Raw genomic sequence first — 25,458 nt, 5'->3', positions numbered from 1 at the left:
ATGCCCAATGCTTATTTTTGCAGCAAATTTGTTTCAATGAGCGATTTTCATGCCTTAAAAATAGCTGCGGTAGACCAACTTACTCCCAATTCCGTAGCCCTTACGTTCGAAATCCCCGTAAACCTTACGTCGACTTTCTCTTTTACTGCTGGACAATACATTACCTTAAAACATGAAGTGGATGGCAAAGAATTGCGAAGGGCTTACTCAATTTCATCACCACCATCTTCTGGAAAGCTGACCGTGGGAATTAAAAAAATGGAAGGTGGAACGTTTTCCGTTTACGCCAATGAAAAATTAAAGACAGGCGATATCATTGAGGTAATGCCACCTCAAGGCAGGTTTGTTTATAAGCCTTCGAAGAGAAGCAAAATTGCAGCCTTTGCGGCAGGTAGTGGCATCACACCGATCATGAGCATTGCTCAAACGGTATTGGAAAGCCATAGAAAAAATATTTTTGTGCTGGTCTTCGGAAATCAATCGGCTGAAGAGACCATGTATTTTAAGGATATCCAAACACTAAAAGAACAATACAAGGATCGCTTCTTTGTACAGTACGTGTATAGTAGAGGGATTGCGGCAGATGCTCTTTTTGGGCGAATTGACACCTCAACTGTAAACTTTGTGCTTAAAAACAAGTTCAAAAATACCAAGTTTGATGGTTATTACCTTTGTGGGCCTGAAGAAATGATTCACATGGTTTCAGATACGCTTAAAAACAACAAGATTTCTGAAGATAAAATACATTTCGAACTCTTTACAACTACAGATACCGAAGATGAAGTAGCAGAAGGTTTAGAGGGAAAAACCCAAGTTGAAATTATCTTAGACAACGAGCACCATACCTTTGTTATGGATAAGAAGGAATTGGTCTTGGATGTTGCCCTTAAAGAAAACATTGATGCCCCCTATTCTTGTCAAGGTGGGGTTTGCAGTACGTGTATTGCCCGAATCAAAGAGGGTAAGGCGGAAATGGTGCGAAATCAAATTTTGACCGATGGAGAAATCAAGGAAGGGTTTATTCTTTCATGCCAAGCACATCCATTAACGCCTAAATTGATTTTGGATTATGATGATGTGTAAATGGGATTAGGTTTTGGACAATAATTGTTCCAAGGCCCTGCTTCCATGTTCATAACCAATATTAAAGGCATTTTCAATTCCCTTTTTATCCAACACCCCTATTTGGTCCAATTCTTTGGGTTCGATAAACAAATCGCATTCGCGTAATTTTTCATCATTGGAAGCATGAATCATTAAGCTGGTTACCCTGCCTGTCAATTGAAAGGAATTTCGAAGATCTTTCTTTTGCAAGGGAACAGTTACGGACACATTGCTTCCGATGATAAAGTTGGTCTTGTTTTCTACATATTCCTTTGGAAAGTTGTTCATAATACCGCCATCGGCATATAATATGTCGTCAATATCCACAGGGCTAAAAACAGGAGGGAGTGCTGCTGAGGCCAGCAAAGGTTTAATAAGTTGACCCTGATAAAAAACGGTTTCCTTTCCAGTCAATAAATCTGTCGCTACAATAAACAAGGGTCTTTTTAAACTTTCGAAGCTGTTTTTTGGAAAAAAGCTGGTAAAAATCTTTGCATACTTTTCGGTATCGATAAATCCAGATTTGTTGATGGTAAAAAAGCTATACTGAAACAAAGGTGTTTCCTTAAAGAAAGTAAGCATTTCTTCAACGGAATTTTCATTGGCATAAAGCGCCCCAACCAAAGCCCCAATACTCGTTCCTGCAACCATATCAGCATCAATTCCATGTTCACGCATCGCCTTAATAAGACCAATATGAGCCATTCCGCGAATACCTCCCCCAGAAAGCACTAGACCAATAGATTTGTCTTCAAGCATTTTATTTGTTGCTTTTTACAGCACAAATGTAAACTATTGGTCGATTTGTTTTTAAAAGACTAGTAACCATATCCTTTTCTTAATCTATTTGAGAATCAACAGATCTTAATTTTTCACTACAAACTGTAATTGATTCTTGATGGCTACGACCAAAAGCAATAGTAATAATTGTTGTAGTTTAGGTGTAAAAATACATTTACTAACTCAAATTAATATATCATGGCCAATTCCTATTACGACCCAGCTGACTTGCGAAAATTTGGCAAGATTACCGAATGGAGTGAAGAACTTGGGACCAAATTTTTTGATTACTATGGAAAGGTCTTTGAAGAGGGTGCCTTGAGTGCACGGGAAAAATCCTTGATTGCCCTTGCCGTGGCCCATGTGGTCAAATGCCCTTATTGTATTGATGCTTATACCAAAGATGGTTTACAACGGGGAATCACCAAAGAGGAAATGATGGAAGCGGTTCACGCTGGAGCGGCCATTGAAAGTGGGGCCACTTTAGTGCATGGGGTACAAATGATGAACAAATACGACAAGCTTTCCATGTAATTCTCTAGAACGCTGCGCTTATAGACTTTAGACCGCCTCGCTTTTAGATGTTAGAATTTACCTAGATGAAATTGGAAATGCCTCAAATCGTAATAGAAAAGAAATAAATGGAACAAAGCATATTGACAGACTTAAAAAAGGCAGCTAAGAAATCCCTGAAAGCTCGTGACAACGAATTGGCCAACTCAAAAATGCAGTTGGACATATTGAACGGAGAGCTTTTTGCGGATGGAGAATTGCCTTTTTTTAAAGATAAAATCGCCGAGACTGGTCAATTTCCTTTGCGTCCTAAAAAGTTGGAAATCCTACAGATCAATGTGGGCTATATGTGCAACCAAGTTTGTAACCACTGCCATGTGGATGCTGGTCCAGACCGAAAGGAAATCATGTCGCGGGAAACCATGGGGCAATGTTTAGAGGTAATTCGGAACACTGGAGCCCATACATTGGACCTCACTGGGGGTGCTCCCGAAATGAACCCTGATTTTAGATGGTTTGTCGAAGAGGCTTCCAAAGCGGGCATCCAAGATTTTATTGTACGTTCCAATTTGACCATTATGCTGGCCAATAAAAAGTATAATGATCTACCAGAGTTTTTCAAAAAGCACAATGTACATGTGGTCTCTTCCATGCCTCATTATACCCAAGGAAAAACAGACAAACAACGTGGAGATGGGGTTTTTGACAAGTCCATTAAAGCGCTGCAAATGCTAAATGAGGTAGGTTATGGTATGACTGATAGTGAGTTGCGATTGGATTTAGTGTACAATCCATCTGGGGCATTTTTGCCAGCAGACCAAGCTGCGATGGAGCACGATTTTAAAAAGGCTTTAAAGGCTGATTTCAATATTGATTTTCATAACCTCTTTGCTATTACCAATTTGCCTATTTCACGGTTTTTGGACTATCTCATCGCTTCCGACAATTATGAGGATTATATGTATTCCTTAGTGGAAGCCTACAACCCTGCCGCAGTTGAGAATGTTATGTGCACCAATACCATTTCCGTAAGTTGGGATGGTTGGTTGTACGATTGCGATTTTAACCAAATGCTGGACCTAAAGGTTGCCAGTAAGGTGAAACACATCAAAGATTTTAACGATGATATGTTGAGCAATCGCGATATTATTATTTCACAGCATTGCTACGGTTGTACTGCAGGGGCTGGAAGTAGTTGTCAGGGTACGGTGGCTTAATTTAATCCACCACAGTTTCGTCCAACAAGTGTAGGTTCATATTTGGCACTACTTAAAAATCATATCAGAAAGGTTCAACCTCTTTTAAATCTTTGCTATAGTTCCACTCCATTGTTTTCCCGTTCAAAAAGGATTCAGTTAGATCAGAATATTTTTCTACCCAATCAGATAACTTAACCAAGTTAATGCACTCTAAAAGTATTTTCTTCATTTGATTTAATTCCCGTAGCAAAATATTTTCATGATTTACACAAGAGCTAAATTCTAGTGTTTGGACTCCATTTCTGAAAAACACTGAAAAATCAACAAAAGGTTTTTCGAAGTTAATTTTGATTTCGGCGGAATCCCGTGTTGTCGGAATTTTATAAGGTACATATTCAAGATTTCTAATCATCGAATGTTGAAGTTGGACAAACTTTTCATTCAATTCTTGCGACATTTCTTTTTTTATAGAACCTAGTTGTATGTCCACCTTAGGAAATATTGTTGAAGGCTCTTTTTGCGCTCTATCTAGATCTTTTCGCCTATCCCAAGTCAAATTTCTTATCATTGGTTGTAAAAAGCCCTTTTCCTTATTCATGGTGTCATCACTCCAAATAGAGAAAGATTCTAACCTTCCATTTTCTGGATAATGAAATATTATTTGCAAGTCCTTTTCGAGCCAATCTTGCCCAATTGAATTAAAAATAACATTTGGCCCTTCTATCAATGTGTTCCCTATTCTTACTAGCTTTTCAAAATGGGTCTCCTTCATCTAATTCTATTGATTTCAAATGGTTCAATTCACCACTTTAGGAAACATTCCCCTTGTTCCCATATCCACCACAGTTTCGTCCAACAAAGGTTCGTATTTGCCATTGCCGTTGGTGTCTTCCCATTCAAAACTTTGGTTGATGGATATCACCACCTCAATATTGATGTCTTCCGAAGCATTTGCAGGAATTACCAAAGCTGTCGGGAATTGACCCGTGACTACACAGGAGCCTTCAGGAACTGGTGAAGTATCGTTTATTGGATTTGGCACTGTGGTTTGAGCTGATTCACCTTCCGTCAATTGATTAAAAACAAAACCATTAATGTTTCCTCTGGATTCCAATCCAAAATAACCTTGGGCCTTATTTCCGTTGACGGTCACCGATAAATTATCCAATGTATATGTTCCAATATAGGTATTGTACCCTAAAAATGAGGCAACCGTAGCATCTACATCAATGTTATCATCAACACCTTCGGGCCAATCAGGAATTATATTTTCTGCCCCCTCAAGGTTGTAGACTATTTTATACTTCTGATATCCAATTGAAGCTCTTAGATATTCATATGTGCCAGGAGTAACATAACTCAAAGGAAGGCTAAGTGTATTTACTTCTTCATTAAAAAACACTTCACTATTAAAATCTATGGCCAAGGCACCTCCACTACCAGTTGTTGCTGTGGAAGCAATGGTTACGCCATCGTCATAGGGTGTAAATTGATCCGGATATAGCCCAACAAAATGAAGTCCTAAAAGTTCAAAATCGGGATTTTGAGCGGCATTGCCTTCAGGAACTGATACTGGGTTACCTAAATTGTCCAGTCGTTCAGCTTCGTCATCCATGATGAAGGTGATATTTAACCTCGCAGTTTCTGTTGGATTTGGTACAGGGTCTTCAGTGGAACAGGAAATGATTACCACTAATCCCATCAAAGACATTAACCCTCTTTTTATGTGTTGCATAGTTTGTTTGTTTTTTATGTGATGCACAATTTTGAAAAAGGTTGATTCAAAATATCAAGATAGTTGATATTTAATCATTAGAAGTGAAAAATGTACCAACGCCACTTTTGGCTTGACCAATATGCTTTATCAATCTACAATTGGTTCCAAAATGGACAAAAGTTTTTCCACAACTTTCTTTGGTTCTATTGTTTTCATGGCATTTTCATAACCTTCTGGAACTTTATTCCCATAGATAGAAGTCGGAATCAAGGGATACTTTTCTCTGTCGGCCAAAAGCGCATTTTCCAAGGGTTGATTGAAAGAGTAAAATCCAGCAAAAGGGTGGGTAACTCCCCAAAGAGTGACCACAGGAATTCCATAATTGGTGGCCAAATGGGAATTGCCACTATCCATGGACAACATTACATCCAAATTGGAAATGAGTTGCAGTTCTTCGGATAAAATGAGCTTACCTGCCATGTTCAAGGCGTTTTCATAAGTGCTTGCAAGTTCTTCCAATAGTTCTACCTCTTTGGCTCCCCCTCCAAACAACAAGATTTTATACTTATTAGTATTGTTGAGTTCCTTTATCACCTCTTCAGTGTGTTCCAGAGGATACATTTTACCCTCATGGGCCGCAAAAGGGGCAATTCCCACCCATTTTTTGGTGTCCTGCTGTACTAATCCAAGTACTTTTTCAGAAAGCTGAATTCGTGCTAACGGCTTTGCTTTGGATAATTCAATTGGAAAACCCAACTGCGTAAAAACATCGGCGTAGCGTTGGTGGGTCGACTTTAATTGCTGAAAAACTTTGTTTTTGGAACGGGTAAGGGCTTTCTTTTCTTTTCTACCCTTATCAATTTGTTCAATCGGTATTCGCTCCAAAGCAAAATACTTTTTGAGTACCCGACTGCGCAACACATTGTGTAAATCAGCCACTGCATTAAAATTCAACGGTTTTAATTCTTGATACAAACGCCAAAGACCTATAAGTCCTTTATGACGTTTTTTAACATCGGCCTCAATAGTCTGAACTCGTTCCATCCCATTAAAAATGGGCATGAAAAGTTTTTTGGTAAGAACAGTAACCTGAACTTCGGGATATTTTTCCGTAACTGCTTGAATAACGGGAACGGTCATGGCCACATCGCCCATGGCCGACAACCTTAAAAGTAAAATATGGGTGTGTTTACCCTTTTTGTCCACGAAGTACTGGGTTTAGTTCGTCGTCGTTGTACATTTTCATCTGCTTGTAGACTTTCATGTACTTGTCTCCAGCTTCAATATCTGCTAAAAGTTGATCAATTGCTGTGGAAAGGTCCTTTTTCTGTTCCAAAAGAACCGCTAATTTCTCGCTACATTTTTTAGTGTGTTCTGCTGAGGCATCGGTACGGTTCACCTCTTCCTGCATGTGATAGATCTTCAATGCCAAAATGGAAAGTCGGTCTATGGCCCAGGCTGGACTTTCGGTATTGATGGTAGCATCATCCTTTACTTGTACCGATTGGTATTTGTTTAAGAAATAGCTGTCAATATATTCTACCAAATCGGTTCTATCTTGATTGCTGGCATCAATCTTACGTTTTAGATCAAGAGCAGCTACTGGATCAATTTCAGGGTCGCGGATGATGTCTTCATAATGCCATTGTACTGTATCGATCCAATTTTTTCGATACAATAAATGCTCTACCTTATCCTTTGGATATGGGTTGGAGAAATCTTGATACACATCATCCTTAATGTGATAAGTGTCTATACTTTCCTGAAATATCTTGAATGCAAAATCACTGAACATAACTCATCTCAAATTTGTTCAAAGATATTGCTTTATGATTTATGAATTTATTTCCAACACAAAAAGCAGGATGGGCAAGACGATACTAAGTGCCAATAATGCTTCCAAAAGCTTAACTTTTTTAATGCCCTCCCCATAATTCCCTAAAAAAACTGCTGCTGGAAAAAATGTGATGAGCATTGGTGATTCATTTACTGGGGTAAGCAAGGCGGTAATTACTCCAAAAACAAAAACAATCAATAGCGTTCTAAGCATCAACAGTTTCCCTCCTCCTAAACTTCGAAGTCTAATAAATACGGAAAAGGCCACGATAAAAATCAAAATGAAGTAAATGAGTGCTTTTACGTTCAAGGCTTGAAAAAAGGAACTAGAACCAAAAATTCCCAAGGTGAATCGATAATGTTCTTTGAAAAATTCTAGAGAACCTGTCCATTTTAAATACGTAAACGAAAGGATAAAAACCGTACCCAAACCTAAAAATGGCACCAACCAATTTTTAAAGGTCTTGCGGTCATAAATTCCGACAACGTAAAAAACCAAAAGAATAAAAATGAGTGCCCAGTCATAGAATAAACTGGCAGTAGCTATTAAAAGGGAAGCATCAAAAATCTTATGCTTTACGTTTTTAAGTGATCGAACGGCAAACAATCTCCAAATGGCCAACAACAAAAACAGATTGGTAAAAATCACATTTTTATTGGCCAGTTCTTCAGAAAAAACAATGATCAATACCACAAAAAAGAACATGGCGTATGAGTTCAGCTCGGTCACTTTTTCCGCTCGGACCATTTGACCAATGGACAGAAGTGAAATCAAAAGAACCACAAATGCAATCAGCTCCACGCCAAAAACCCTACTGATTTCCTGATGGTTAGTTTCAAAAAAAACACTGGAGAAATAAAACAAAAAGAGCGAGATAGCTAAAACAATATGGGTAATGGGTTTTGTTTTTTCGAAAAAGCTTGAAATCATCCTATCTTTTGCTACTTTTGTAAAGTAAATATAGCCAACATGAGCAAGTTTTTTTACGGTATAGAAGACTTATTTGTAAACTACCTATTCGCCCCTTTGGATTTTTTGCGTTTTACGCACAGCTGGTGGGGAGCCAACACCATTAACTGGATTTTTATGGCCATTGGTTTTGTAGCCATGGTATATTGGATGAAAGAGTTGAAAATATTCAACGATAATGGTGAAGAGGACAAGAGCATTAGCTCACATTCATACATCTAGATCGAATCCTAAATCTTTACGGTAATACATGCCATCAAAATGGAGCTTTTCCATATTTTGATAGGATGTTTTTAGCGCTTCCTTAAAGTCTTTTCCAAAGGAAGTGATTGCTATTACACGCCCCCCATTGGTCACTACTTTTCCATCGGAAAGTTTGGTTCCTGCGTGGAAAACAATGGAATCTTGAATGTTTTCGGTTCCTGTGATTTCTTTTCCTTTTTCGTAGGCTTCGGGATATCCACCAGAAACGGCCATAACCGTTGTGGCCGCACGCTCATCAATCTGCAAGTCGATTTGGTCCAATGTGCCATTGGCCATTGCCGAAAGTACCTCAACCAAATCATTTTTTAATCGAGGAATTACCACCTCGGTCTCAGGGTCTCCCATGCGAACGTTGTATTCGATTACCTTGGGTTCTTCACCAACTTTTATCAAGCCGATAAAGATGAAACCTACATAAGGCAAATTATCCTTTTTAAGGCCGTGTACGGTCGGTTTTACAATTTGCTGCTCAATCTTATCCATGAATACCTCATCTGCAAAAGGAACAGGTGAAATGGCGCCCATACCACCTGTATTGAGTCCAGTATCACCCTCGCCAATTCTTTTGTAGTCTTTTGCTGTTGGAAGTACTTTGTAGTTGGTTCCATCAGTAAGTACAAAACAGCTTAATTCAATACCATCCAAGAATTCTTCGATAACCACTGTGGCACTTGCGTTCCCAAATTTGGAATCGACCAACATGGATTTTAGTTCATCTTTTGCTTCTTGTAGCTTTTGAAGAATTAAAACGCCCTTTCCCGCAGCAAGACCATCAGCTTTAAGAACATAAGGAGGGTTTAGGGTTTCCAGAAAGGCATAACCCTTTTCCAGAGACTCACTTGTAAAACTTTCATAAGCTGCCGTTGGAATGTTGTGTCGCATCATAAACTCTTTTGCAAATTCCTTGCTTCCCTCGAGTTCGGCTGCTGCTTTTTCTGGTCCGATTACAGGAACGGTCTTTAGCTTTTCATCATTCAAGAAGAAATCATGAACGCCATTCACCAATGGGTCCTCAGGTCCTACTACCACTAAATCGATGCTTTCATTCAACACCAATTCTTTAATGGCTTCAAAATCGTTTACCCCTACCTCAACATTTGTGGCAATTTGTGCTGTTCCCGCATTACCTGGTGCAACAAATAACTTAGTGATTTTAGGACTTTGAGAAATTTTAAGGGAAATGGCATGTTCGCGTCCGCCAGAACCCAAGACCAAGATGTTCATGATTCAACGTTTTGGCAAAAATAACGCAATTCAAATTTAATTTGATGGTTATTTATAAATGATTCGAACATACTTATTGATACGAATTTCATAGTAAACCACTGCATCATTAGTATCGTTTAATTGTCTCTTTGGATATTTGAAAAAATTAAAAAGGCCCGAGAAATTTCTTCGGGCCTCTAATCATTCTTCTTTTACAAAGAAGGTTACTTTTTATTGTGAGTGGTAAAATCTCGGTGTTCGGTTTTTTCCAAATCTTCTTTTGAAAGACCTTTAAAATATTCGAAAGTTTTACGCATTCCCTCTTCACGTCCCACTTTGGGTTCCCATCCCAAAATCTCTTTTGCTTTGGTGATATCTGGTTGACGTTGCATTGGATCATCCTTGGGCAAAGGTTTGTAAATAATCTTTTGATCGGTACCTGTCAGTTTAATGATTTCCTCTGCAAAATCTTTGATAGTGATTTCATTAGGGTTACCAATATTCACTGGATGCGTATAATCACTCATCAACAAGCGGTAGATACCCTCAATTTCATCATCCACATAGCAGAACGAACGAGTTTGAGAACCATCACCAAACACGGTTAAGTCTTCTCCACGTAGTGCCTGCCCCATAAATGCTGGGATAACACGACCATCGTTCAGTCGCATTCTGGGTCCATAAGTGTTGAATATTCGGACGATACGGGTATCCAATCCGTGAAAACGGTGATAAGCCATTGTTATTGATTCCTGAAAACGCTTGGCCTCATCATACACCCCTCTAGGTCCGATGGTATTCACGTTGCCATAGTACTCTTCAGTCTGTGGATGCACCAAAGGATCACCATAAATTTCAGAAGTTGAGGCAATCATAAATCTCGCACCTTTTTCCTTAGCAAGTCCCAACAAATTGTGGGTCCCCAAAGCTCCAACTTTTAAAGTCTGAATTGGAATTTTAAGATAATCAATTGGACTTGCTGGCGAAGCGAAATGTAATATATAATCCAGCTTTCCTGGAACATGCACAAAGTTGGTAACATCGTGATTATAGAAAGTAAAGTTTTCTAATGGAAATAAATGTTCAATGTTTTTAAGATCCCCTGTGATCAGATTATCCATTGCAAACACTTCATGCCCTTCAGCAATAAATCTGTCACAAAGATGGGAGCCTAAAAAACCTGCGGCTCCTGTAATTAAAGTTCTTTTCATTTATTGGTAGATTAATTGGAGTCTTTGACGCTTACAAACATAATTTATATGGTCTCAGATTGAAACTTTTATGGTCAACCTACACCAAATTATCGACTCAATACGCTTTTTCCTCACCTTTGAAGGCATTAAGAATGGTTTGGACTATAATTTTCAAATCCAAAAACATGGACCAGTTTTCAATATAAAAAATATCAAACTTTATTCTATTTTGAATATCTGTTTCCTGCTCTATTTCCCCTCTGTAACCCCTAACCTGTGCCAAACCAGTAATTCCTGGTTTGACAAAATGTCTTACCATATATTTGTCAACACTTGAAGCATATTCATTGGTGTGCTTAACCATATGGGGGCGCGGTCCAACTACAGCCATAGTTCCAAACAATACATTGTAAAATTGAGGAAGTTCATCAATACTAGTTTTTCTAATGAACCTTCCTATTTTGGTTATTCGCATATCGTTTTTGGTTGCTTGTATATGGTCTGCATTTTTATTGGGGGCCATTGAGCGAAATTTGTAGCAATAAAACTCCCTGTTGTCCAAACCATTTCTGGTTTGTCGAAAGAAGACAGGGCCTTTTGATTCCATGGCGATCAAAATGGCCAAAATTGGCGTGAGCCATGATAGTATCCCCAAAATGATGATCAGAGAAAAGATGATATCGAATGTTCTTTTAATAAAAGCATTTATCGGACTATCTAAAGGAATATCCCTTAAAGACAAAACTGGGATATAATCATAGTACTCAAACTTTAATTTTTTCGAAAAGATATTCTTGTTATCTGGAATAAACTTGAGTGTTTTTAGGTTGTTGTCCGCAAAGCTGATGAACCTGGCAATTTCTTCATTTTTGAGTTCTGAAATTGAACAATATATCTCATCAATTTTATGCTCTAAAATGTAATCTTGACATTCATAAATGTCAAAATCCTGAGATTTAGGTGAAAACTGTTTTTGAAAATTATACCCAAATTCTGCCCTTTCATTAAAAACTTTACGGAGTTGATCTGTCTTCTTGTTCTTACCTATGATTACAACATTTCTTAAGTTGCCCTTTACCCGTTCGCGATATTCCATCAACAAAAAGTAACTAAGAAGCTTTACAGAGGAAATAATTGCAAAAACAAGAACAAAATACTCTCCCAAAGCCAGTCTACTAATAATAGGCTGCTTAAAAAATCCGATAAAGGCGTATAATGCTAAAAAGTAAAATACAAACTGGACAAAAATCAATCGAAATACATAAGTGACCTTTGAAAATCGATAAATCGTATAAAACTCATTTTTAATGGATATTACAATCCATGCAGCCGTAATATATAAATGGATTAAAATTGGGGTCTGAAAGTTTATGGGGAGAAGGTACAAGAATATATTCAACACAATAAGATCAATCGCATACGAAATCGGAGCAATTAAATTCGAAAATCTATGTTGTTTGAAAAACATTCTTTTTAGAGCAGATCAAATTAAGATGATATTAGCTTAAGCAAACACCATTCTTAGCTAAGATACATTTCTTCCAGTGTATTTGGTAAAGAATTTGTTGAATCATTAACTGACCCTATAAGCTGAATTAATTTATTGGATGATCCCTTAAGCTCCTTTACTTCATTCTTTCTCACAAATTGGCTATTTACTTTTACCTGAATTTTATGGGAAGACAGATCCGTCATAATCGTTAATATATCATTAATCGAAAAAGTAGAGCCACTTGCGATGTTGACAGTATCAGATTTATCATCAATCAATAATAGTTTTCGATAACAACTGACCAAGAACCTTACATCATTATACTCCCTATAAGTATCAAGATTGCCAAGTTCTATTACATCCTTTTTCTCCTTGTAGTGTTTGATGATTTTTGGAATTAAAAAATGATCTTCCTGACCTATACCTGTATAATTAAATGGCCTAGCTATAATAATGTTTAGTTTATCAAAATAGTTGGCGACCATATTCTCCATGGCTAATTTGCTATTGCCGTAATGATTGACAGGTTTTGGACACATGTCTTCCGAAAGAACGGTCCCTATATTGCCATAAACGGCGGCACTACTTGCCACAAGAACCTTTTTAATAGGTTTATTTGCGCCAAGGAGTGCTTCCATTAGATTTAGTGTTCCTTGTACATTGGTTGCATAAATCTTTGGAATGTCTTTTGTCGCCACAAATGAAATTGCTGCAAGGTGAATTACATAATCTGGACTCGTTTTGGCAATTACCTTGGCCAATTGGTCAAGATCCAAAATGTTGCATTCAAAATGATTCTCTTGAAGCGGTTTTGAATACGTAGTCCCAAATACTTGAAACCCATTTTCTGACAATTCAGTCTCCAAATGTTTTCCAGTAAATCCAGTAACCCCAGTAATTAAAACTGTTCTACTAATAGGACTTTCCATTTTTGTTTTTTTCAATGTCCGATTTTACCATCATTTCGCACAATTCTTCCAAAGTGGTCTTGGCTTCCCAACCTAATATGTTTTTGGCCTTTGTAGGATCTCCAATAAGTAATTCAACTTCTGCAGGACGATAAAATTTTGGGTTCACCTTCACTAAGGTTTTACCTGTGTTCTTATCCAATCCTATTTCATTCTCGTCTTTTCCTTGCCATTCTAGATCTATTCCCACAGCTTTAAATGCCATTTCCACAAAATCCCTAACGGTTTCCGTTCTTCCTGTAGCCAAAACAAATACATCAGGTTTGTCCGCTTGCAATATTTGATACATTCCTTCAACGTAGTCTTTAGCAAATCCCCAATCTCTTTTCGCGTCCAGGTTGCCCAATTCTATTACATCCAACATTCCCAAGGAAATTTTGGCCACTGAGTCTGTAATCTTTCTGGTAACAAATTCCTTGCCTCTTAAGGGAGATTCATGGTTGAACAAAATACCGCTAGAAGCAAATAAATCATAAGACTCTTGATAATTCAAAGTTGCCCAATGTGCAAAAACCTTGGCCACACCATAGGGACTTCTGGGATGGAAAGGGGTTTCTTCCGATTGAGGGATAGCCCTCACCTTACCGAACATTTCAGATGTAGAGGCTTGATAAAACCTAATTTTTGGATCGATGGTTCTTATTGCCTCCAATAAATTCATTGCACCCACTCCCGTGATTTGAGCAGTTGCAATTGGTTGAGAAAATGATACTCCAACAAAACTTTGGGCAGCTAAATTATATACTTCGTCTGGTTGAATTTCCGAGATAATTCTAAATGCACTTGATAAATCTACAAGGTCGTATTCCAATAAATGAAGGTTTGGATGTTCCTCTATTCCTAAATCTTCTATTCTCCAAAAATTGGTTGAACTGGTCCTTCTATAAGTACCGTAAACTTCATAATTTTTAGATAATAGCAGTTCTGCCAAATAAGCCGCATCTTGACCTGTAATTCCTGTTATTATGGCTTTCTTCATTCTATTTGATAGTCGATTTTAATTAAAAATATTATTGAAATTCATCAATAAAATACCTTACAGAATCCTATTTTAGAATGAATTCGAAATTTTGAGTAAATTCTTTTTCAAATTCAAAATAAGAATTCTTAACCACGTAAGATTAATTGTGGCAAATATATGGCTTTGAAATTTCTAATCAGCTTGACAGATAATTTTTCAAGTAGAGCTTAAAATTGTATTAAATCTAAGTTCATTCCAACAGTCAGCATATTTAAACAAAGAAGACTACCGTTTAAATTCCATGTACTTCTTTTCCACAAATGATTTGATTTCATTCTCAAATCTATAAGTGCTAAACCTTAGTGCATTCTTTCTAATAACATCAGCATCAAAATCCATTCTTTCAAAGATTTCAATTGAATTTTGAATAGCTTTTTCCGTTTGCTGATAGAAATGTACACCTGTTTCCCCGTTTATTACCGTTTCTAATAACCCTCCTTTTGCATAACAAATTATGGGCGTTCCACAAGCTTGAGCTTCAACTGGAACAATTCCGAAATCTTCTTCGGCTGCATAAACAAATGCTTTGGCATTTTGTAAATGATTTATAATTTCTTTTTCAGAAACAAATCCCAAAAATTCAATGTTTTGCTTTGCAATTTTATTAAGCTTAGAAAATTCTGGGCCATGACCTGCCACTATCAATTTTTTATTTGGCATCCCGTTAAAGGCTCTAATGATCAATTCCATTTTTTTATATGGAACCATCCTTGAGGCAGTAAAATAATAATCTTCCTTATTCTTGTTTAGTGTAAATAATTGAGTGTCTACAGGTGGATAAATTACAGTTGATTCCCTGCCATATATCTTTTTGATTCTTCTAGCGATATAATTGGAGTTTGCAATAAAATGATCTACTCTATTTACACTCATGATATCCCACATTCTAATTTTATGGAGAACATACTTTGCATATTTGCCTTTTAACCCTTTATCAAGGCCAGATTCTTTAAGATATTGATGATATAAATCCCATGCATATCTAATTGGTGAATGACAATAACAAATATGTAGTTGATCTTGATTAGTGAGTACGCCCTTGGCCACTGACGCAGACGAACTTAAAATCAAGTCATATTCTTTTAAATCAAACTGCTCTATTGCAATGGGGAAAAGCTGAAGAAATTTCTGGTGACCTTTTCTTGATGTTGGTAAATTCTGAATGAATGAAGTTGACACTGTTTTACCATTTAGAATAGTTTTCCGATCATCTTCATTTAAAAAATCCACCAAGGCATAATGATCAAAATCATCCCAAACCGAATTAAATGATTTAATGACTTTTTCTGCACCGCCATCAACATAATACCAATCATGAATCAATGCCTTCTTCATTAGATATGCTTTTCTATTATTTTGATCAATTGGCTGGCAGAGTTGTTCCAATCATATTTTGCCACATTATCTGTCCCAAGCTTTTTAAGTTTTAATCTGGTCTCAGGATTTTCAATCAATGTATTTATACATTCTTTAATTGATTCAACTTCATATGGGTCACAATACAGAACTGAATTGCCATAAACCTCGGGCAAACTGGTTTTATTCGAGACTATACAACTACAACCGCAGGCTTGTGCTTCTAATGGGGGAATTCCAAATCCCTCAAATAACGATGCGTAAACAAAAATTTCTGAAGTATTATACAGTTTTACAAGTTCGTCATCTGTTAGGTAACCAGTAAACTTAATTTTTGGATTGTTCAAATAATCTTTAAAATCGATACTGGCAAAACTTTTGTTCTTTTTGCCCACGATCACGAGTTCATATTCAGTATCCAATAGATTAAAAGCATTAATAACCCTCAACAAATTTTTACGTGGATCTAGAGAAGAAACGGTCAAGATAATTTTATTTTTTTGTATTCCATTATCCCGAAACATTTTAGCTGGGGCAGCGTAAAGCACTTCTATCTTTTCTTTGTTTATTTTAAATTGTTTACAGATGTCATCTTTAACATAATAGCTATCTGTAATAATAAACTTAGTTCTTCTAATACTTATTGGTATTAAAGTGTTGTAGGTTTTTTGAAATGAAAAGGAAAACCATTCTGGGTAGTGTTTAAATGCAAGGTCATATAAAGCCATAATCTTATTTTTATAGAATATTGGCGCAATACCAACCAAGTTAATCAACAAAGGTTTTCCTTTTTGTGACAAGAATTTTGGGAGCTCTATCTGTTCCCATAAATTTCCTGAAAAATACCCAAATTGTATTATGTTTATATCTTTACTAAAATGCGTTACACTTTTGGATTTTGGAGCAACAAATACTACTTCTTCATCTCCGATTTTAGATGGTAATCGCTTACAAAGTTCTATGGCAAAACGTTGTACTCCTGTAATTGACTGAGTTAGAAATCTGGCGTTTATAACAATCATAAAATTAAATTGCTATTTTATTAAGCTGCTTATACAAAGCATTTGTTCTACTATTTATAAATTCAACTTCTTTTTCTGAAAGCTTGTTTTGCCATGAATTAATCTCATTTTTTGAGTTTCGTTTTACATCTTTCGTCTTCTTACTTTTGTGATTCCCTTGCGTAAATGATGTGATGGTTTCCAAATCGGCCTTTTCACTGAATTCTAATTTCTGGAATAACATTTCCATCTGTTCTTTAGGGTTTCTGGATAATTTATCGTGTGAAATACAAATTATTTTTGCACCATGATTAACTATTTGATCGAGTAATATTGTATTTATTACTATCCATTCATTAATAATTCTATCCGCCTCTGTAGCCGTAGGCAATTCTTTAATAAATGGATAATCCTTTACCAATTCATCCTGCTCTAAAAAGTTTTCCAGAGACATTTCCCAATTAAGCCTTTTCACGCTATGATAAAACCCGACTGGATTACGAAAAATGAACACAATACCCGTATCCGTACTATTCTTTAATATAAAACTTGTGGAAAGAGACATTAAAGCATCTTTAAAAACAGTTTTTCTATTTGAAAATATTCTTGCTTTTATATACGACAAATGATGGTTGCTTTTAAGAAAAATTCTTAAAAACCTGGTTGAAAAAAATTCCTCCGAACTATTCTTGAAAAGTTCTACAAATACATCCTTAAGACTTACATTAGCAACAACTCTATTTTTTTGATTATTTACAATACTGTATTTAAAAGGAACTTTTTTTAATTTCAGCAACCTTATTAAATCCTTTTTGATTTTCAGATTTTTATCATCATCCTTGAGATAAGGATACCAAATAAGGTCCAAATTTTTAATGCCCCTAATAGGATTAAAGGGTTCTTCTACATAATTCAACCCTTTTGCTGATAAACTCAATAATTTGCCAATAAATGTGGTGCCTGCTCTTCTGGTTCCAACTATTAAAATACTTTTTTTTTCCAATATTTTATTTTTGAACTCAATGATTATGTATTTAAAAACTTGCTTTTATACAAAATGGTAAAGGCTAAAAGAGAATTGAAGGCTGCAAATAGAACTATCCCTGTATTCCTTGACAAAAGATTTTCAGTTAATAGTACCAAGAAAAATAAAATTAAAAAATTAAAATACATATTGGTCTTTGCTCCAAGGGATATCTTTATAAAATAGGCAAAACAACAAATAATTAATACAAATCCCAAAATGCCGAAGGATGCTAAATAATCCAAATACTGATTATGCGTGTTATATATCTGTTGTGCATATGCTGGAGTTTCAAATTTAGTCTCATAACAAGCATCTAGTCTATCTTGAACATCTGCAGGGCCATAACCATAAATTGGTGCATCTTTTATTATGTCAAAGGAACAACTGTAAATCCCCATTCTAAGGTTAAAAGAGTTATAATGTAAGCCTTTGGGGAATAAATGCTTTGTGAAAATAATTTCATTAACCCTAGCTTTAATGGGCGGTAATAAATATGAGCTAAAACACATAATAAATAAAAGAGTCAAAACAGCATATCGTTTATTTCTTGACTTAATGTTTTGAAAAACAATCAATATCATAACCACAAAGAGCCCTAAAATTACGCCGCGGGAACTCGCTATTAATAAGGTTGTTCCATATATAGAAAACAGTAATGCATTGATTGCCCAGCCAGAAAACCTGTTATAAATCAATAAAAGAACCGAAACAGCCAACAAAAGAGAAAAATATATTGGATGTTCGCCTATAAAGGGTGCCGAATTTATGGCCTGTCTTAGTTTTATGCTGAAAACATAATTGCTGTTGCTTTGTAGGATTTCATTCAAATTAAATCCAATGTATAAAAGGATAATACATGAACTAATTGCACAAGAAATTAAATAGACCTTTATAAAGGTATTTATATTCCTAAAAGATTTAAATGGTTTTAATAAAAATAGGGTTGTAGGAAATATAAGAAAAGACATTTTCTTTTCTATTTGTTTGAGGCCAACCGCAAAATCATCTGTCCAAATTAATGAGATGATGTATAAAAAAAAAAGGGTGGAAAATACCAATATCAACTTCACTTCACTTGCACCCACTTTATGTTTTTCATATCCCAAACATGCACCTAAAACAAACAGTATAATACTAACACTAACCATTTTTAGTGATAGTAATGGAAGTAAAGCAACAGAATAAATAAGAATATTATTTTTCCCGTACAGATATTTCATTTTCATTTACGTTAAAAGAAGTCCTAGAATTTACTAGCGCCAAAAACACCCAAATAAACAACACTATAAAAGAAGGAAATGCATTGAATGACACCAAAAGTGCCAAGACCCCCCCAGTAAGCATATCATTTCTTGCTTTAAAAGATTTTAAAAGTAATAACAAAAGAAAGCTAACAAATATCAAAAAACCAACAATACCATATTCCGACCAAACCTCCAAATAAACATTGTTTGGGATAGCCCTTTTATTTTCTCTTTTAAAGTATTTCAATGAAAATTCTGTATTGTTGGTAATGAAGCTTTCAAAATCGTTATGCTCATCATAATGCAGAGCATAATTATATGGACCAACTCCAAATATTGGATTGTCCAAACCTTCATAAAATGCAATTCGGGCTGAAATCACCCTGTCTACCTTTGAAAAATTACTTGGGGACAATTCATTGGAAGGTTTAGCGAGTTTTGCATAAATCCGCTCTTGAAAAATTGATGACTGAATAAATATTGCAGTAGAAATTAGAATGAACGGCGATAAAATTAAAGCGTATTTAAGCACTTTCTTTTTGAGGAAAACTCTTCTGGAAATGAAAAGCAAAAAAACAAATACACTAACATAAGTCATCGTTGATAATGTCGTAATTGTGGATATCAACAAAAAAGTGGCTGTCTTAGTTCTGTTTAAATGCAAGGCAATTACCCCTGAAAGTATTAAATACAATCCAAAAAAATTACCCTCCTTAAAAGTACCGCATCTAATTACCCCATTAATGTTTTGAGGTACTTCATCCATCCCGAACAATTTAATATAAGGCAAGTTTAAACTTGAGAAAACAAAAAGGTGCCATGCATATACGCTCGCAATAACGGCCCCAGTGACCCAATACCCCAAAGCTTTAGGAAATATTTTAAAATACTTTTGAGAAATAAAATAGGCAAATACAGACAACCAGACATATAATAAACGTAATATACTATCAAGCTTTAGACTTCCCATTCGAGTAGGGATTTCTTTTAGGGGATATGGGTATTGCCAAAATAAGTTAATTAAAAATGAAAAAGTGGCCCATACTAAAAACAGAATAATAAGGTTGTTTGCGCCTTGCTTCACATTCACCTTGCCCACTTTTACTTTTGCAATTGAAACAATAATCAATAGAATTAAAAGTAACTCAGAAATTTTAAGAGGGAACCCAACATTAACGGTCAGGGCCTGGGTAAATGGCAAAAAAAGCAAAAACAGAGTAAATATACGACCAAGATTTAAGGTTACTTTTTTTGTCATAGGAAAGGGATATGTCTTAAAGTAGCTCAATCAAATCTAGTTACTATGTATCAAAACTTATTAGGGTTTATCTTTAAGACTTCATAAAAAAGACTTGCACCACGCTTAAATTTTAAAAACAAAAATCTTTTAAAGATAGAAAAAAACACTCCTAAATATGTGGTTGTCAGATAAGTCCTATTATACTTTTTAGCGAAATTAATCCTGTTTATTAGAGAGTATTTGTCCGCTATAAAACTTTTGTGATTAGACCCTATACTTACCCCTCCCTTATGATACACAAAACAATCTTCAAAATAGGTCGTAGAATATGTCACCTTTCCTCTTTGTACCCAATCCAATTCTTCATAATAAAGAAAATATTTTTCTTCCAAAAGACCTATTTGCTTTAGCACCTTGATAGAAAGAAACATAGCCGCCCCAACAGGATAATCAATATGTGCCTTTTCAAGACCCAATTCGTTGATTTTTATACCCTCCAAGGCTTGAGTGGTAATACCAAAATATTTATTGTATAACCCTCCTACAGATTGCACAATGTCGGGTTTTGAATATTCCAACAAGACACATCCAACAACCCCATAGTCATGTTCAACATATTTTGATGCCAATTTTGTAATAAGGTCCGGAGGGATGACCGTATCATTATTGAGCAAAAAAAGTAATTCTTCTTGGCCAGATCTGTCCAATTTAGTCTTTAAAACCACATTGTTGGCCGCAGCAAAACCCTCATTTTTGCCTGCCTTAACAAAAATCACATCATAATCGTCATTCTGTGATTTTTGCCAATATTCAGTGTCACTTATAGAAAGATATTTTAATGGCTTATTATTCTCCGGGAATACCAATGAAGAAAAATTGGTCCTTTCCACTTTGACATTACCTTCTGCCCAGGATTCCAAATTTTTAATAGAATCGAAACTAGGTGAATTGTCTACTACCACAATATCGATCGGTGAATATTTAGACTTTAAAACGCTTTCTAAACATTCTATGGTATCTTGCCAATTGTTATAATTTACTATGAGGACGGTAACTTTCAGTCTATATTCTTTTTTAAGCTTTTAAAAAACAAATCCCTAATTGTGATTGGGATCTTTGAATTGACCCGTTAGGAATTCCTTTTTAATATATTCTAATACTCCCAAAAATCAATTCTTCTGTTTAAAAATTTCTCCAATTCCTCAACTTCACTATCGAACTCCTTTCTTAATGATGAGTATATAAAAGGGGAAAGTTTTTTTTCTTCTTCAGAAAGTTCTTTTAAATTTATTTTTTTTACAAAATTTTTGATTCGAAGCCTAATCCAAGTAGGGGTTATCTTTTTTAAAACACTTTTTAAAGGAGAGGAGGTTATCAAGAATTTTGAAACTAAAATTGATTTTGACTTTTGTGCAGGATTACTTTTGATTGATAAATCAAATTCAAAATTATTATCTACCTCAATAAAATTTAATAGGTCAGTAATTGTATTTTGTTTATCCCCAAGAAACTCTTCAAAAAAAACCACTTTTATGTTTTTTTGGGGAATACGTTGATGCAAATGCTTTAATGTCTTTAAATAATGGCTTCTTAATGAATATCCTAGGTGGTCTTTCTCAAAATGTCCTAATTCGTTAGTATAATATTTTTTATAGTTTTTGGGGTTTTTAATTCTGTGACTTTCTTGATTTAATGCTTCTTGAAAGGTTAATTTCTCATACCCCCTTTTTTTACTCATTAAATAATGAGAATACATGCGTTTAACTGGATCCCTAAGGATAAATATTATCTTAACCTCTTTATTGCCATAAGAATCAATGATACGATCAATGGACCTATTTTCAACCTGAAGATTTGGATTAATATTACCTATTCTTTTTTGTCCAGAATATGTTGAGAAAAAAGTTTCAAAATAGTCAAGTCCTTTTTCATATCTTTCATTCACATCAAAAAAATGTGCTTCCTTATCTGGGGGTAAATAAATATCAGGGTGCTGTATAAGTATATCATGAAGCAGTGTAGTTCCGGCTTTTTGCGCGCCAATACAGAAAAAATTTACCTTCATTATTCTCTATATTTTATAATTTTTGCGGGAACACCTCCCACAATTGCATTTTTGGGCACGTTTTTGGTTACCACTGCGTTTGCTCCAATTATTGCTCCTTCTTCAATTATAACACCTTTGGTAATTACCGCGCCATATCCAATCCAAACATTGTCTTTTATCTCCACTTTTTTAGTGATAATCCCTTGAGATATCATGGGTTTACTTAAATCTTCAAAATTATGGTCTGTATCCCTGATAGAGACAGATTGAGCAATCATAACATTTTTACCTATACTAATGGATTCATTTGAACCAATAACCGAAAATGATCCTATAAAACTATTCTCTCCCAACAAGATCTTCCCAGAGCCCTGCAAAATTACATCATGGTAAATTTTAGCACTATTAGCCAGTAATATCGATAACCTTTTGTTTTTTACATTAAAGTCTCGAATATGGACCCTTTCTTGTATTATGTTTGCTCCGCTACAAGTTAAATATGGATAATAATATATCCTATTTGTCAAAGTACTTGCCCTATTCTTAATTTTTCTAATTATTTTACCTAGTACCATGAAAATTCCAAAATCTATAAACAGTTAAAATTTTGTATTTTTTATATACATAAAACACAGAAAAGACATTGATTATAAATGAACCAACCATACCAACAATTGCTGCTCCTACTATTCCTTGGTCAGGCACCAACACGGCATATCCGACTAACACAAAAATTGTAGTAATAGCCATGATATTTCGGAGTGTTTTTTGGTTGCCACTCATATTTAGAAAAAGTCCAGCAGGGCCTGATATCGTATTTATTGCTTGTCCAATTGCTAAATAAACAAGCGTCGTAACACCTGATTTAAAATCATTGCCAAAAACTCCTAAAATGAAATTTGAAAATGTAATAACAACCAAAATTGAAACTAGACTTATCCAGAAAATCATTTTAGAAGCCTGCTGAATAAACTTATCTAATCCTTTAAAATTTTTAGCCCAAAACAATTCGGAAATCTTAGGAGCGGCTATTGTATTAACCACTATTAAGATCAAACTTACCAAATTGGCTATTCGCAGGCAAACATTAAATATTCCCACCTGATCTGATGTTGAATAGGCTTCAATAAAAAAAGTAGCCGCATTAATCAACAAAAATGTAAATAAACTAGTAATTAACATTGGTGTGGATGTTTTTAGTAATTTACCAATGTTTAATTCATTGATTTGTGCTTTTGTTGATTTAATTTTTCTTAACTTATTGTAAATGAAATAAGTGGATAAAATATACCCAGAAATGCCAGCAATGACCAAGCCATAAACGGGATTTAACTTGTCCTTGCCTAAGATCAAAACAACTAATATTACCAGAAATGGTCTATTAATACTCCTCAAGAACTCTGATATTCTCAATATCTTAAGACCTCTTATGTATTCCACATTTACAAGGTTTATTGAATAAAACGGTGTTACAACGGCACAGATTTTCAATGCATTTTTATATGTAGAATTGCCAAAAATATTGGTTGCTATATAATCTGAATTAAAGTATATTACGATTGCTAAGAGTATCGAGAATGGAAAGACGACTTTATAGACATTTTTCACTAATAGTTTTAAAATTGACGGTTCACTTGAAACTGTATTAAATTGTCCTACATACCTTAAAACCGCAACATTTAATCCAATAGTGCCCAGAATTGATATAATTTCCAAAAAGCTTAAGGTCAACGTATAGATTCCTGTTCCTTCAGCATCAAATTTTTTAGATACAATAAACACCACAAGATAACTTAGAATAAGACCAAAAATTCTAATTACAAATGTAACTGTGCTTCCGGACAAAAGTTCTTTTAAATTTTTATCGGTCTCTAGCTTATTTTGGATATTTTTTATCAAAAAAACAAAGTTAAAGCTCTAAATTATGTAGAATGATACAATTATTGAAGATTTAGGATAACCTTAATTGGTTTTTATTAAAAAACCAAAAACATAGAATATAAGTCTAGGAAATTCTTTTCATACCTAAACTACCATTCCTGCCGCAACTGTCTCATTAGTCGCATCATCAATTAAAATAATACTGCCCGTGGTCCTATTTTCCCTATAAGAGTCGACCATTAAAGGTTTAGTAGTTCTTATCTTTACCTTACAAATATCATTCATGGACATTTCCATGTCTTCTGAATTACGGTTCAAGGTATTGATGTCTATTTTGTACATCACCTCCTTGATCATCGCCTTTTGTTCGTTAGAAGTGTGCTTTATTGAATATTTAGCTCTTGGTTTTGCTGGACTATTATTTAACCAACATAGCATTACTTCAATGTCTTGTTGAGCTTCCGGTTTGTTATTGGAGCGTACAATCATATCTCCCCTACTAATATCTATGTCATCCTCAAGTGTGATGGAAACCGACATAGGAGCAAATGCCTCTTCTACCTCTCCTGAAAATGTGTCTATAGATTTAATTTTGGAGGTAAAACCAGAAGGCATTATGGTAATCTCATCCCCTTTTCTAAGTACACCGCTGGCCATTCGACCTGCATAACCCCTATAATCTCTGAACTCTTCGCTTTGAGGCCTTAAAACCGTTTGTACAGGGAATCTCGCATCCACTTTATTAGTGTCGCTACTAATGTGCATGGTCTCCAAGGTGTGCAAAAGTGGAGCTCCTTGGTACCAATCCATATTTTCAGAACGGTTAACTACATTGTCACCTAAAAGGGCGCTGATGGGAATAAATCGAACATCTTTTACGAGCAGTTTTGAAGAAAACTCTTCAAACTGACCGATTACTTTATTATATGCCTCTTCACTAAAATCTACAAGGTCCATTTTGTTAATACAAACGATCACATGGGGTATTTGCAATAAGGAAGCTATAAAAGCGTGTCTTTTGGTTTGCTCAATTACGCCGTGTCTTGCATCTACCAAAATAATGGCTGCATTGGCAGTTGAAGCTCCTGTAACCATGTTACGGGTATATTGAATATGCCCTGGGGTGTCTGCAATAATAAATTTTCTCTTTGGTGTTGTGAAGTATCTATATGCTACATCAATAGTGATGCCCTGTTCTCTTTCGTCCCTTAGACCATCTGTGAACAGCGCCAAATCCACACCTACATGACCCTTTTTCTTACTAGTTGTTTCTATAGCTTCAAGTTGGTCTTCAAAAATGGATTTTGAATCATATAACAAACGTCCGATCAAAGTGCTTTTTCCGTCATCGACACTACCTGCCGTGGTAAATCTTAAAAGTTGATTGTTATCTATCATA

General features: G+C 35.3%; 25 protein-coding genes. 4 read left to right on the top strand and 21 right to left on the bottom strand.

What is annotated here, in order from left to right; translation table 11 throughout:
- The first annotated feature begins 36 nt into the window (after window positions 1-36).
- On the top strand, window positions 37-1,083 hold the full coding sequence (locus BLQ18_RS02945) for a ferredoxin--NADP reductase (RefSeq protein ID WP_090293652.1): 1,047 nt from the start codon (window positions 37-39) through the stop codon (window positions 1,081-1,083).
- Between the two features lie 6 nt (window positions 1,084-1,089).
- On the opposite strand, the gene BLQ18_RS02940 is transcribed toward BLQ18_RS02945, so the two are convergent.
- Window positions 1,090-1,863 (bottom strand): patatin-like phospholipase family protein, encoded by a 774-nt coding sequence (locus BLQ18_RS02940; RefSeq protein ID WP_090292444.1) that lies wholly within the window; start codon window positions 1,861-1,863, stop codon window positions 1,090-1,092.
- A 219-nt stretch (window positions 1,864-2,082) separates the two neighbouring features.
- Between BLQ18_RS02940 and BLQ18_RS02935 the strand changes: the two genes are divergently transcribed.
- Entirely contained in the window at window positions 2,083-2,418 is a 336-nt protein-coding gene (locus BLQ18_RS02935) for an arsenosugar biosynthesis-associated peroxidase-like protein (protein ID WP_090292442.1), read from the top strand.
- Between the two features lie 107 nt (window positions 2,419-2,525).
- Window positions 2,526-3,614 carry an arsenosugar biosynthesis radical SAM (seleno)protein ArsS gene (gene arsS / locus BLQ18_RS02930; RefSeq protein ID WP_090292441.1) on the top strand — a complete coding sequence of 363 codons (1,089 nt, stop codon included), beginning with the start codon at window positions 2,526-2,528 and terminating at the stop codon, window positions 3,612-3,614.
- Window positions 3,615-3,678: 64 nt separating this feature from the next.
- Here the strand turns inward: arsS and BLQ18_RS02925 are convergent, their stop codons facing one another.
- The 5 genes from BLQ18_RS02925 to BLQ18_RS02905 form a co-directional block, all read right to left on the bottom strand.
- Entirely contained in the window at window positions 3,679-4,368 is a 690-nt protein-coding gene (locus BLQ18_RS02925) for a hypothetical protein (RefSeq protein WP_090292439.1), read from the bottom strand.
- A 24-nt stretch (window positions 4,369-4,392) separates the two neighbouring features.
- On the bottom strand, window positions 4,393-5,331 hold the full coding sequence (locus BLQ18_RS02920) for a hypothetical protein (RefSeq protein ID WP_090292437.1): 939 nt from the start codon (window positions 5,329-5,331) through the stop codon (window positions 4,393-4,395).
- A gap of 129 nt (window positions 5,332-5,460) precedes the next feature.
- Complete coding sequence (locus BLQ18_RS02915) at window positions 5,461-6,519, bottom strand: glycosyltransferase family 9 protein (protein ID WP_090292435.1); 1,059 nt, start codon at window positions 6,517-6,519, stop codon at window positions 5,461-5,463.
- Window positions 6,503-7,108, bottom strand: a complete 606-nt coding sequence (locus BLQ18_RS02910; RefSeq protein ID WP_090292433.1) for a DUF4254 domain-containing protein — start codon at window positions 7,106-7,108, stop codon at window positions 6,503-6,505. Before BLQ18_RS02910 ends, BLQ18_RS02915 begins: the two co-directional genes overlap by 17 nt.
- Before the next feature lie 39 nt (window positions 7,109-7,147).
- Window positions 7,148-8,080, bottom strand: a complete 933-nt coding sequence (locus BLQ18_RS02905; protein ID WP_090292431.1) for a DUF6427 family protein — start codon at window positions 8,078-8,080, stop codon at window positions 7,148-7,150.
- Between the two features lie 39 nt (window positions 8,081-8,119).
- On the opposite strand from BLQ18_RS02905, the gene BLQ18_RS02900 reads away from it, so the two are divergent.
- Window positions 8,120-8,341 carry a DUF6341 family protein gene (locus tag BLQ18_RS02900; protein ID WP_090292430.1) on the top strand — a complete coding sequence of 74 codons (222 nt, stop codon included), beginning with the start codon at window positions 8,120-8,122 and terminating at the stop codon, window positions 8,339-8,341.
- Here the strand turns inward: BLQ18_RS02900 and purD are convergent.
- The 15 genes from purD to cysN form a co-directional block, all read right to left on the bottom strand.
- Window positions 8,330-9,607, bottom strand: coding sequence for a phosphoribosylamine--glycine ligase (gene purD, locus BLQ18_RS02895; protein WP_090292426.1), 1,278 nt, complete (start codon window positions 9,605-9,607; stop codon window positions 8,330-8,332). The genes BLQ18_RS02900 and purD overlap by 12 nt on opposite strands.
- Window positions 9,608-9,813: 206 nt before the next feature.
- On the bottom strand, window positions 9,814-10,800 hold the full coding sequence (locus BLQ18_RS02890; RefSeq protein WP_090292425.1) for a UDP-glucuronic acid decarboxylase family protein: 987 nt from the start codon (window positions 10,798-10,800) through the stop codon (window positions 9,814-9,816).
- Window positions 10,801-10,897: 97 nt separating this feature from the next.
- Window positions 10,898-12,250: an undecaprenyl-phosphate glucose phosphotransferase gene (locus BLQ18_RS02885; RefSeq protein ID WP_090292423.1), complete on the bottom strand. Its 1,353-nt coding sequence runs from the start codon at window positions 12,248-12,250 to the stop codon at window positions 10,898-10,900.
- A 53-nt stretch (window positions 12,251-12,303) separates the two neighbouring features.
- The gene (locus tag BLQ18_RS02880; protein ID WP_090293651.1) at window positions 12,304-13,203 is read right to left on the bottom strand and encodes a GDP-mannose 4,6-dehydratase; all 900 of its coding nucleotides are present in this window, start codon (window positions 13,201-13,203) and stop codon (window positions 12,304-12,306) included.
- Complete coding sequence (gene gmd / locus BLQ18_RS02875) at window positions 13,187-14,221, bottom strand: GDP-mannose 4,6-dehydratase (protein WP_090292421.1); 1,035 nt, start codon at window positions 14,219-14,221, stop codon at window positions 13,187-13,189. Before gmd ends, BLQ18_RS02880 begins: the two co-directional genes overlap by 17 nt.
- A 267-nt stretch (window positions 14,222-14,488) precedes the next feature.
- The gene (locus tag BLQ18_RS02870) at window positions 14,489-15,598 is read right to left on the bottom strand and encodes a glycosyltransferase (protein ID WP_090292419.1); all 1,110 of its coding nucleotides are present in this window, start codon (window positions 15,596-15,598) and stop codon (window positions 14,489-14,491) included.
- Complete coding sequence (locus tag BLQ18_RS02865) at window positions 15,598-16,641, bottom strand: glycosyltransferase family 4 protein (protein WP_090292417.1); 1,044 nt, start codon at window positions 16,639-16,641, stop codon at window positions 15,598-15,600. Before BLQ18_RS02865 ends, BLQ18_RS02870 begins: the two co-directional genes overlap by 1 nt.
- Before the next feature lie 4 nt (window positions 16,642-16,645).
- A complete protein-coding gene (locus tag BLQ18_RS02860; RefSeq protein WP_175443705.1) occupies window positions 16,646-17,623 on the bottom strand; it encodes a sulfotransferase domain-containing protein in 978 nt (325 codons plus the stop codon).
- 23 nt (window positions 17,624-17,646) lie between these two features.
- Complete coding sequence (locus tag BLQ18_RS02855) at window positions 17,647-18,867, bottom strand: O-antigen ligase family protein (RefSeq protein ID WP_175443704.1); 1,221 nt, start codon at window positions 18,865-18,867, stop codon at window positions 17,647-17,649.
- Window positions 18,842-20,149 carry an O-antigen ligase family protein gene (locus BLQ18_RS02850; protein ID WP_090292412.1) on the bottom strand — a complete coding sequence of 436 codons (1,308 nt, stop codon included), beginning with the start codon at window positions 20,147-20,149 and terminating at the stop codon, window positions 18,842-18,844. The genes BLQ18_RS02855 and BLQ18_RS02850 overlap by 26 nt, the downstream gene beginning before the upstream one ends.
- Before the next feature lie 50 nt (window positions 20,150-20,199).
- On the bottom strand, window positions 20,200-21,174 hold the full coding sequence (locus BLQ18_RS17050; RefSeq protein WP_262492773.1) for a glycosyltransferase family 2 protein: 975 nt from the start codon (window positions 21,172-21,174) through the stop codon (window positions 20,200-20,202).
- Between the two features lie 110 nt (window positions 21,175-21,284).
- Window positions 21,285-22,196, bottom strand: coding sequence for a sulfotransferase family protein (locus BLQ18_RS02840; RefSeq protein ID WP_090292409.1), 912 nt, complete (start codon window positions 22,194-22,196; stop codon window positions 21,285-21,287).
- Window positions 22,196-22,753 (bottom strand): acyltransferase, encoded by a 558-nt coding sequence (locus BLQ18_RS02835; RefSeq protein ID WP_090292407.1) that lies wholly within the window; start codon window positions 22,751-22,753, stop codon window positions 22,196-22,198. Before BLQ18_RS02835 ends, BLQ18_RS02840 begins: the two co-directional genes overlap by 1 nt.
- A complete protein-coding gene (locus BLQ18_RS02830) occupies window positions 22,740-24,077 on the bottom strand; it encodes a flippase (protein WP_090292405.1) in 1,338 nt (445 codons plus the stop codon). The genes BLQ18_RS02835 and BLQ18_RS02830 overlap by 14 nt, the downstream gene beginning before the upstream one ends.
- Before the next feature lie 126 nt (window positions 24,078-24,203).
- Window positions 24,204-25,457, bottom strand: coding sequence for a sulfate adenylyltransferase subunit CysN (gene cysN / locus BLQ18_RS02825; RefSeq protein ID WP_090292403.1), 1,254 nt, complete (start codon window positions 25,455-25,457; stop codon window positions 24,204-24,206).
- Window position 25,458 lies beyond the last annotated feature (1 nt).

Origin of the sequence: Flagellimonas zhangzhouensis (genome assembly GCF_900102925.1) — a bacterium.
Lineage (GTDB): Bacteria > Bacteroidota > Bacteroidia > Flavobacteriales > Flavobacteriaceae > Flagellimonas > Flagellimonas zhangzhouensis.
Note: the sequence above shows the minus strand (reverse complement) of the source record. Positions and strands in the feature narration are given on the sequence as shown.

What these genes read in the sequence shown, in the direction of transcription:
- gmd (WP_090292421.1), bottom strand. Translation starts at nt 14,221, where the DNA reads ATGAAGAAAGCCATAATAACAGGAATTACAGGTCAAGATGCGGCTTAT.
- BLQ18_RS02905 (WP_090292431.1), bottom strand. Translation starts at nt 8,080, where the DNA reads ATGATTTCAAGCTTTTTCGAAAAAACAAAACCCATTACCCATATTGTT.
- BLQ18_RS02910 (WP_090292433.1), bottom strand. Translation starts at nt 7,108, where the DNA reads ATGTTCAGTGATTTTGCATTCAAGATATTTCAGGAAAGTATAGACACT.
- BLQ18_RS02835 (WP_090292407.1), bottom strand. Translation starts at nt 22,753, where the DNA reads ATGGTACTAGGTAAAATAATTAGAAAAATTAAGAATAGGGCAAGTACT.
- BLQ18_RS02865 (WP_090292417.1), bottom strand. Translation starts at nt 16,641, where the DNA reads ATGATTGTTATAAACGCCAGATTTCTAACTCAGTCAATTACAGGAGTA.
- BLQ18_RS02855 (WP_175443704.1), bottom strand. Translation starts at nt 18,867, where the DNA reads ATGAAATATCTGTACGGGAAAAATAATATTCTTATTTATTCTGTTGCT.
- purD (WP_090292426.1), bottom strand. Translation starts at nt 9,607, where the DNA reads ATGAACATCTTGGTCTTGGGTTCTGGCGGACGCGAACATGCCATTTCC.
- BLQ18_RS02945 (WP_090293652.1), top strand. Translation starts at nt 37, where the DNA reads ATGAGCGATTTTCATGCCTTAAAAATAGCTGCGGTAGACCAACTTACT.
- BLQ18_RS02925 (WP_090292439.1), bottom strand. Translation starts at nt 4,368, where the DNA reads ATGAAGGAGACCCATTTTGAAAAGCTAGTAAGAATAGGGAACACATTG.
- cysN (WP_090292403.1), bottom strand. Translation starts at nt 25,457, where the DNA reads ATGATAGATAACAATCAACTTTTAAGATTTACCACGGCAGGTAGTGTC.
- BLQ18_RS02935 (WP_090292442.1), top strand. Translation starts at nt 2,083, where the DNA reads ATGGCCAATTCCTATTACGACCCAGCTGACTTGCGAAAATTTGGCAAG.
- BLQ18_RS02885 (WP_090292423.1), bottom strand. Translation starts at nt 12,250, where the DNA reads ATGTTTTTCAAACAACATAGATTTTCGAATTTAATTGCTCCGATTTCG.
- BLQ18_RS02850 (WP_090292412.1), bottom strand. Translation starts at nt 20,149, where the DNA reads ATGACAAAAAAAGTAACCTTAAATCTTGGTCGTATATTTACTCTGTTT.
- BLQ18_RS02920 (WP_090292437.1), bottom strand. Translation starts at nt 5,331, where the DNA reads ATGCAACACATAAAAAGAGGGTTAATGTCTTTGATGGGATTAGTGGTA.
- arsS (WP_090292441.1), top strand. Translation starts at nt 2,526, where the DNA reads ATGGAACAAAGCATATTGACAGACTTAAAAAAGGCAGCTAAGAAATCC.
- BLQ18_RS02880 (WP_090293651.1), bottom strand. Translation starts at nt 13,203, where the DNA reads ATGGAAAGTCCTATTAGTAGAACAGTTTTAATTACTGGGGTTACTGGA.
- BLQ18_RS02870 (WP_090292419.1), bottom strand. Translation starts at nt 15,598, where the DNA reads ATGAAGAAGGCATTGATTCATGATTGGTATTATGTTGATGGCGGTGCA.
- BLQ18_RS02940 (WP_090292444.1), bottom strand. Translation starts at nt 1,863, where the DNA reads ATGCTTGAAGACAAATCTATTGGTCTAGTGCTTTCTGGGGGAGGTATT.
- BLQ18_RS02840 (WP_090292409.1), bottom strand. Translation starts at nt 22,196, where the DNA reads ATGAAGGTAAATTTTTTCTGTATTGGCGCGCAAAAAGCCGGAACTACA.
- BLQ18_RS02900 (WP_090292430.1), top strand. Translation starts at nt 8,120, where the DNA reads ATGAGCAAGTTTTTTTACGGTATAGAAGACTTATTTGTAAACTACCTA.
- BLQ18_RS02890 (WP_090292425.1), bottom strand. Translation starts at nt 10,800, where the DNA reads ATGAAAAGAACTTTAATTACAGGAGCCGCAGGTTTTTTAGGCTCCCAT.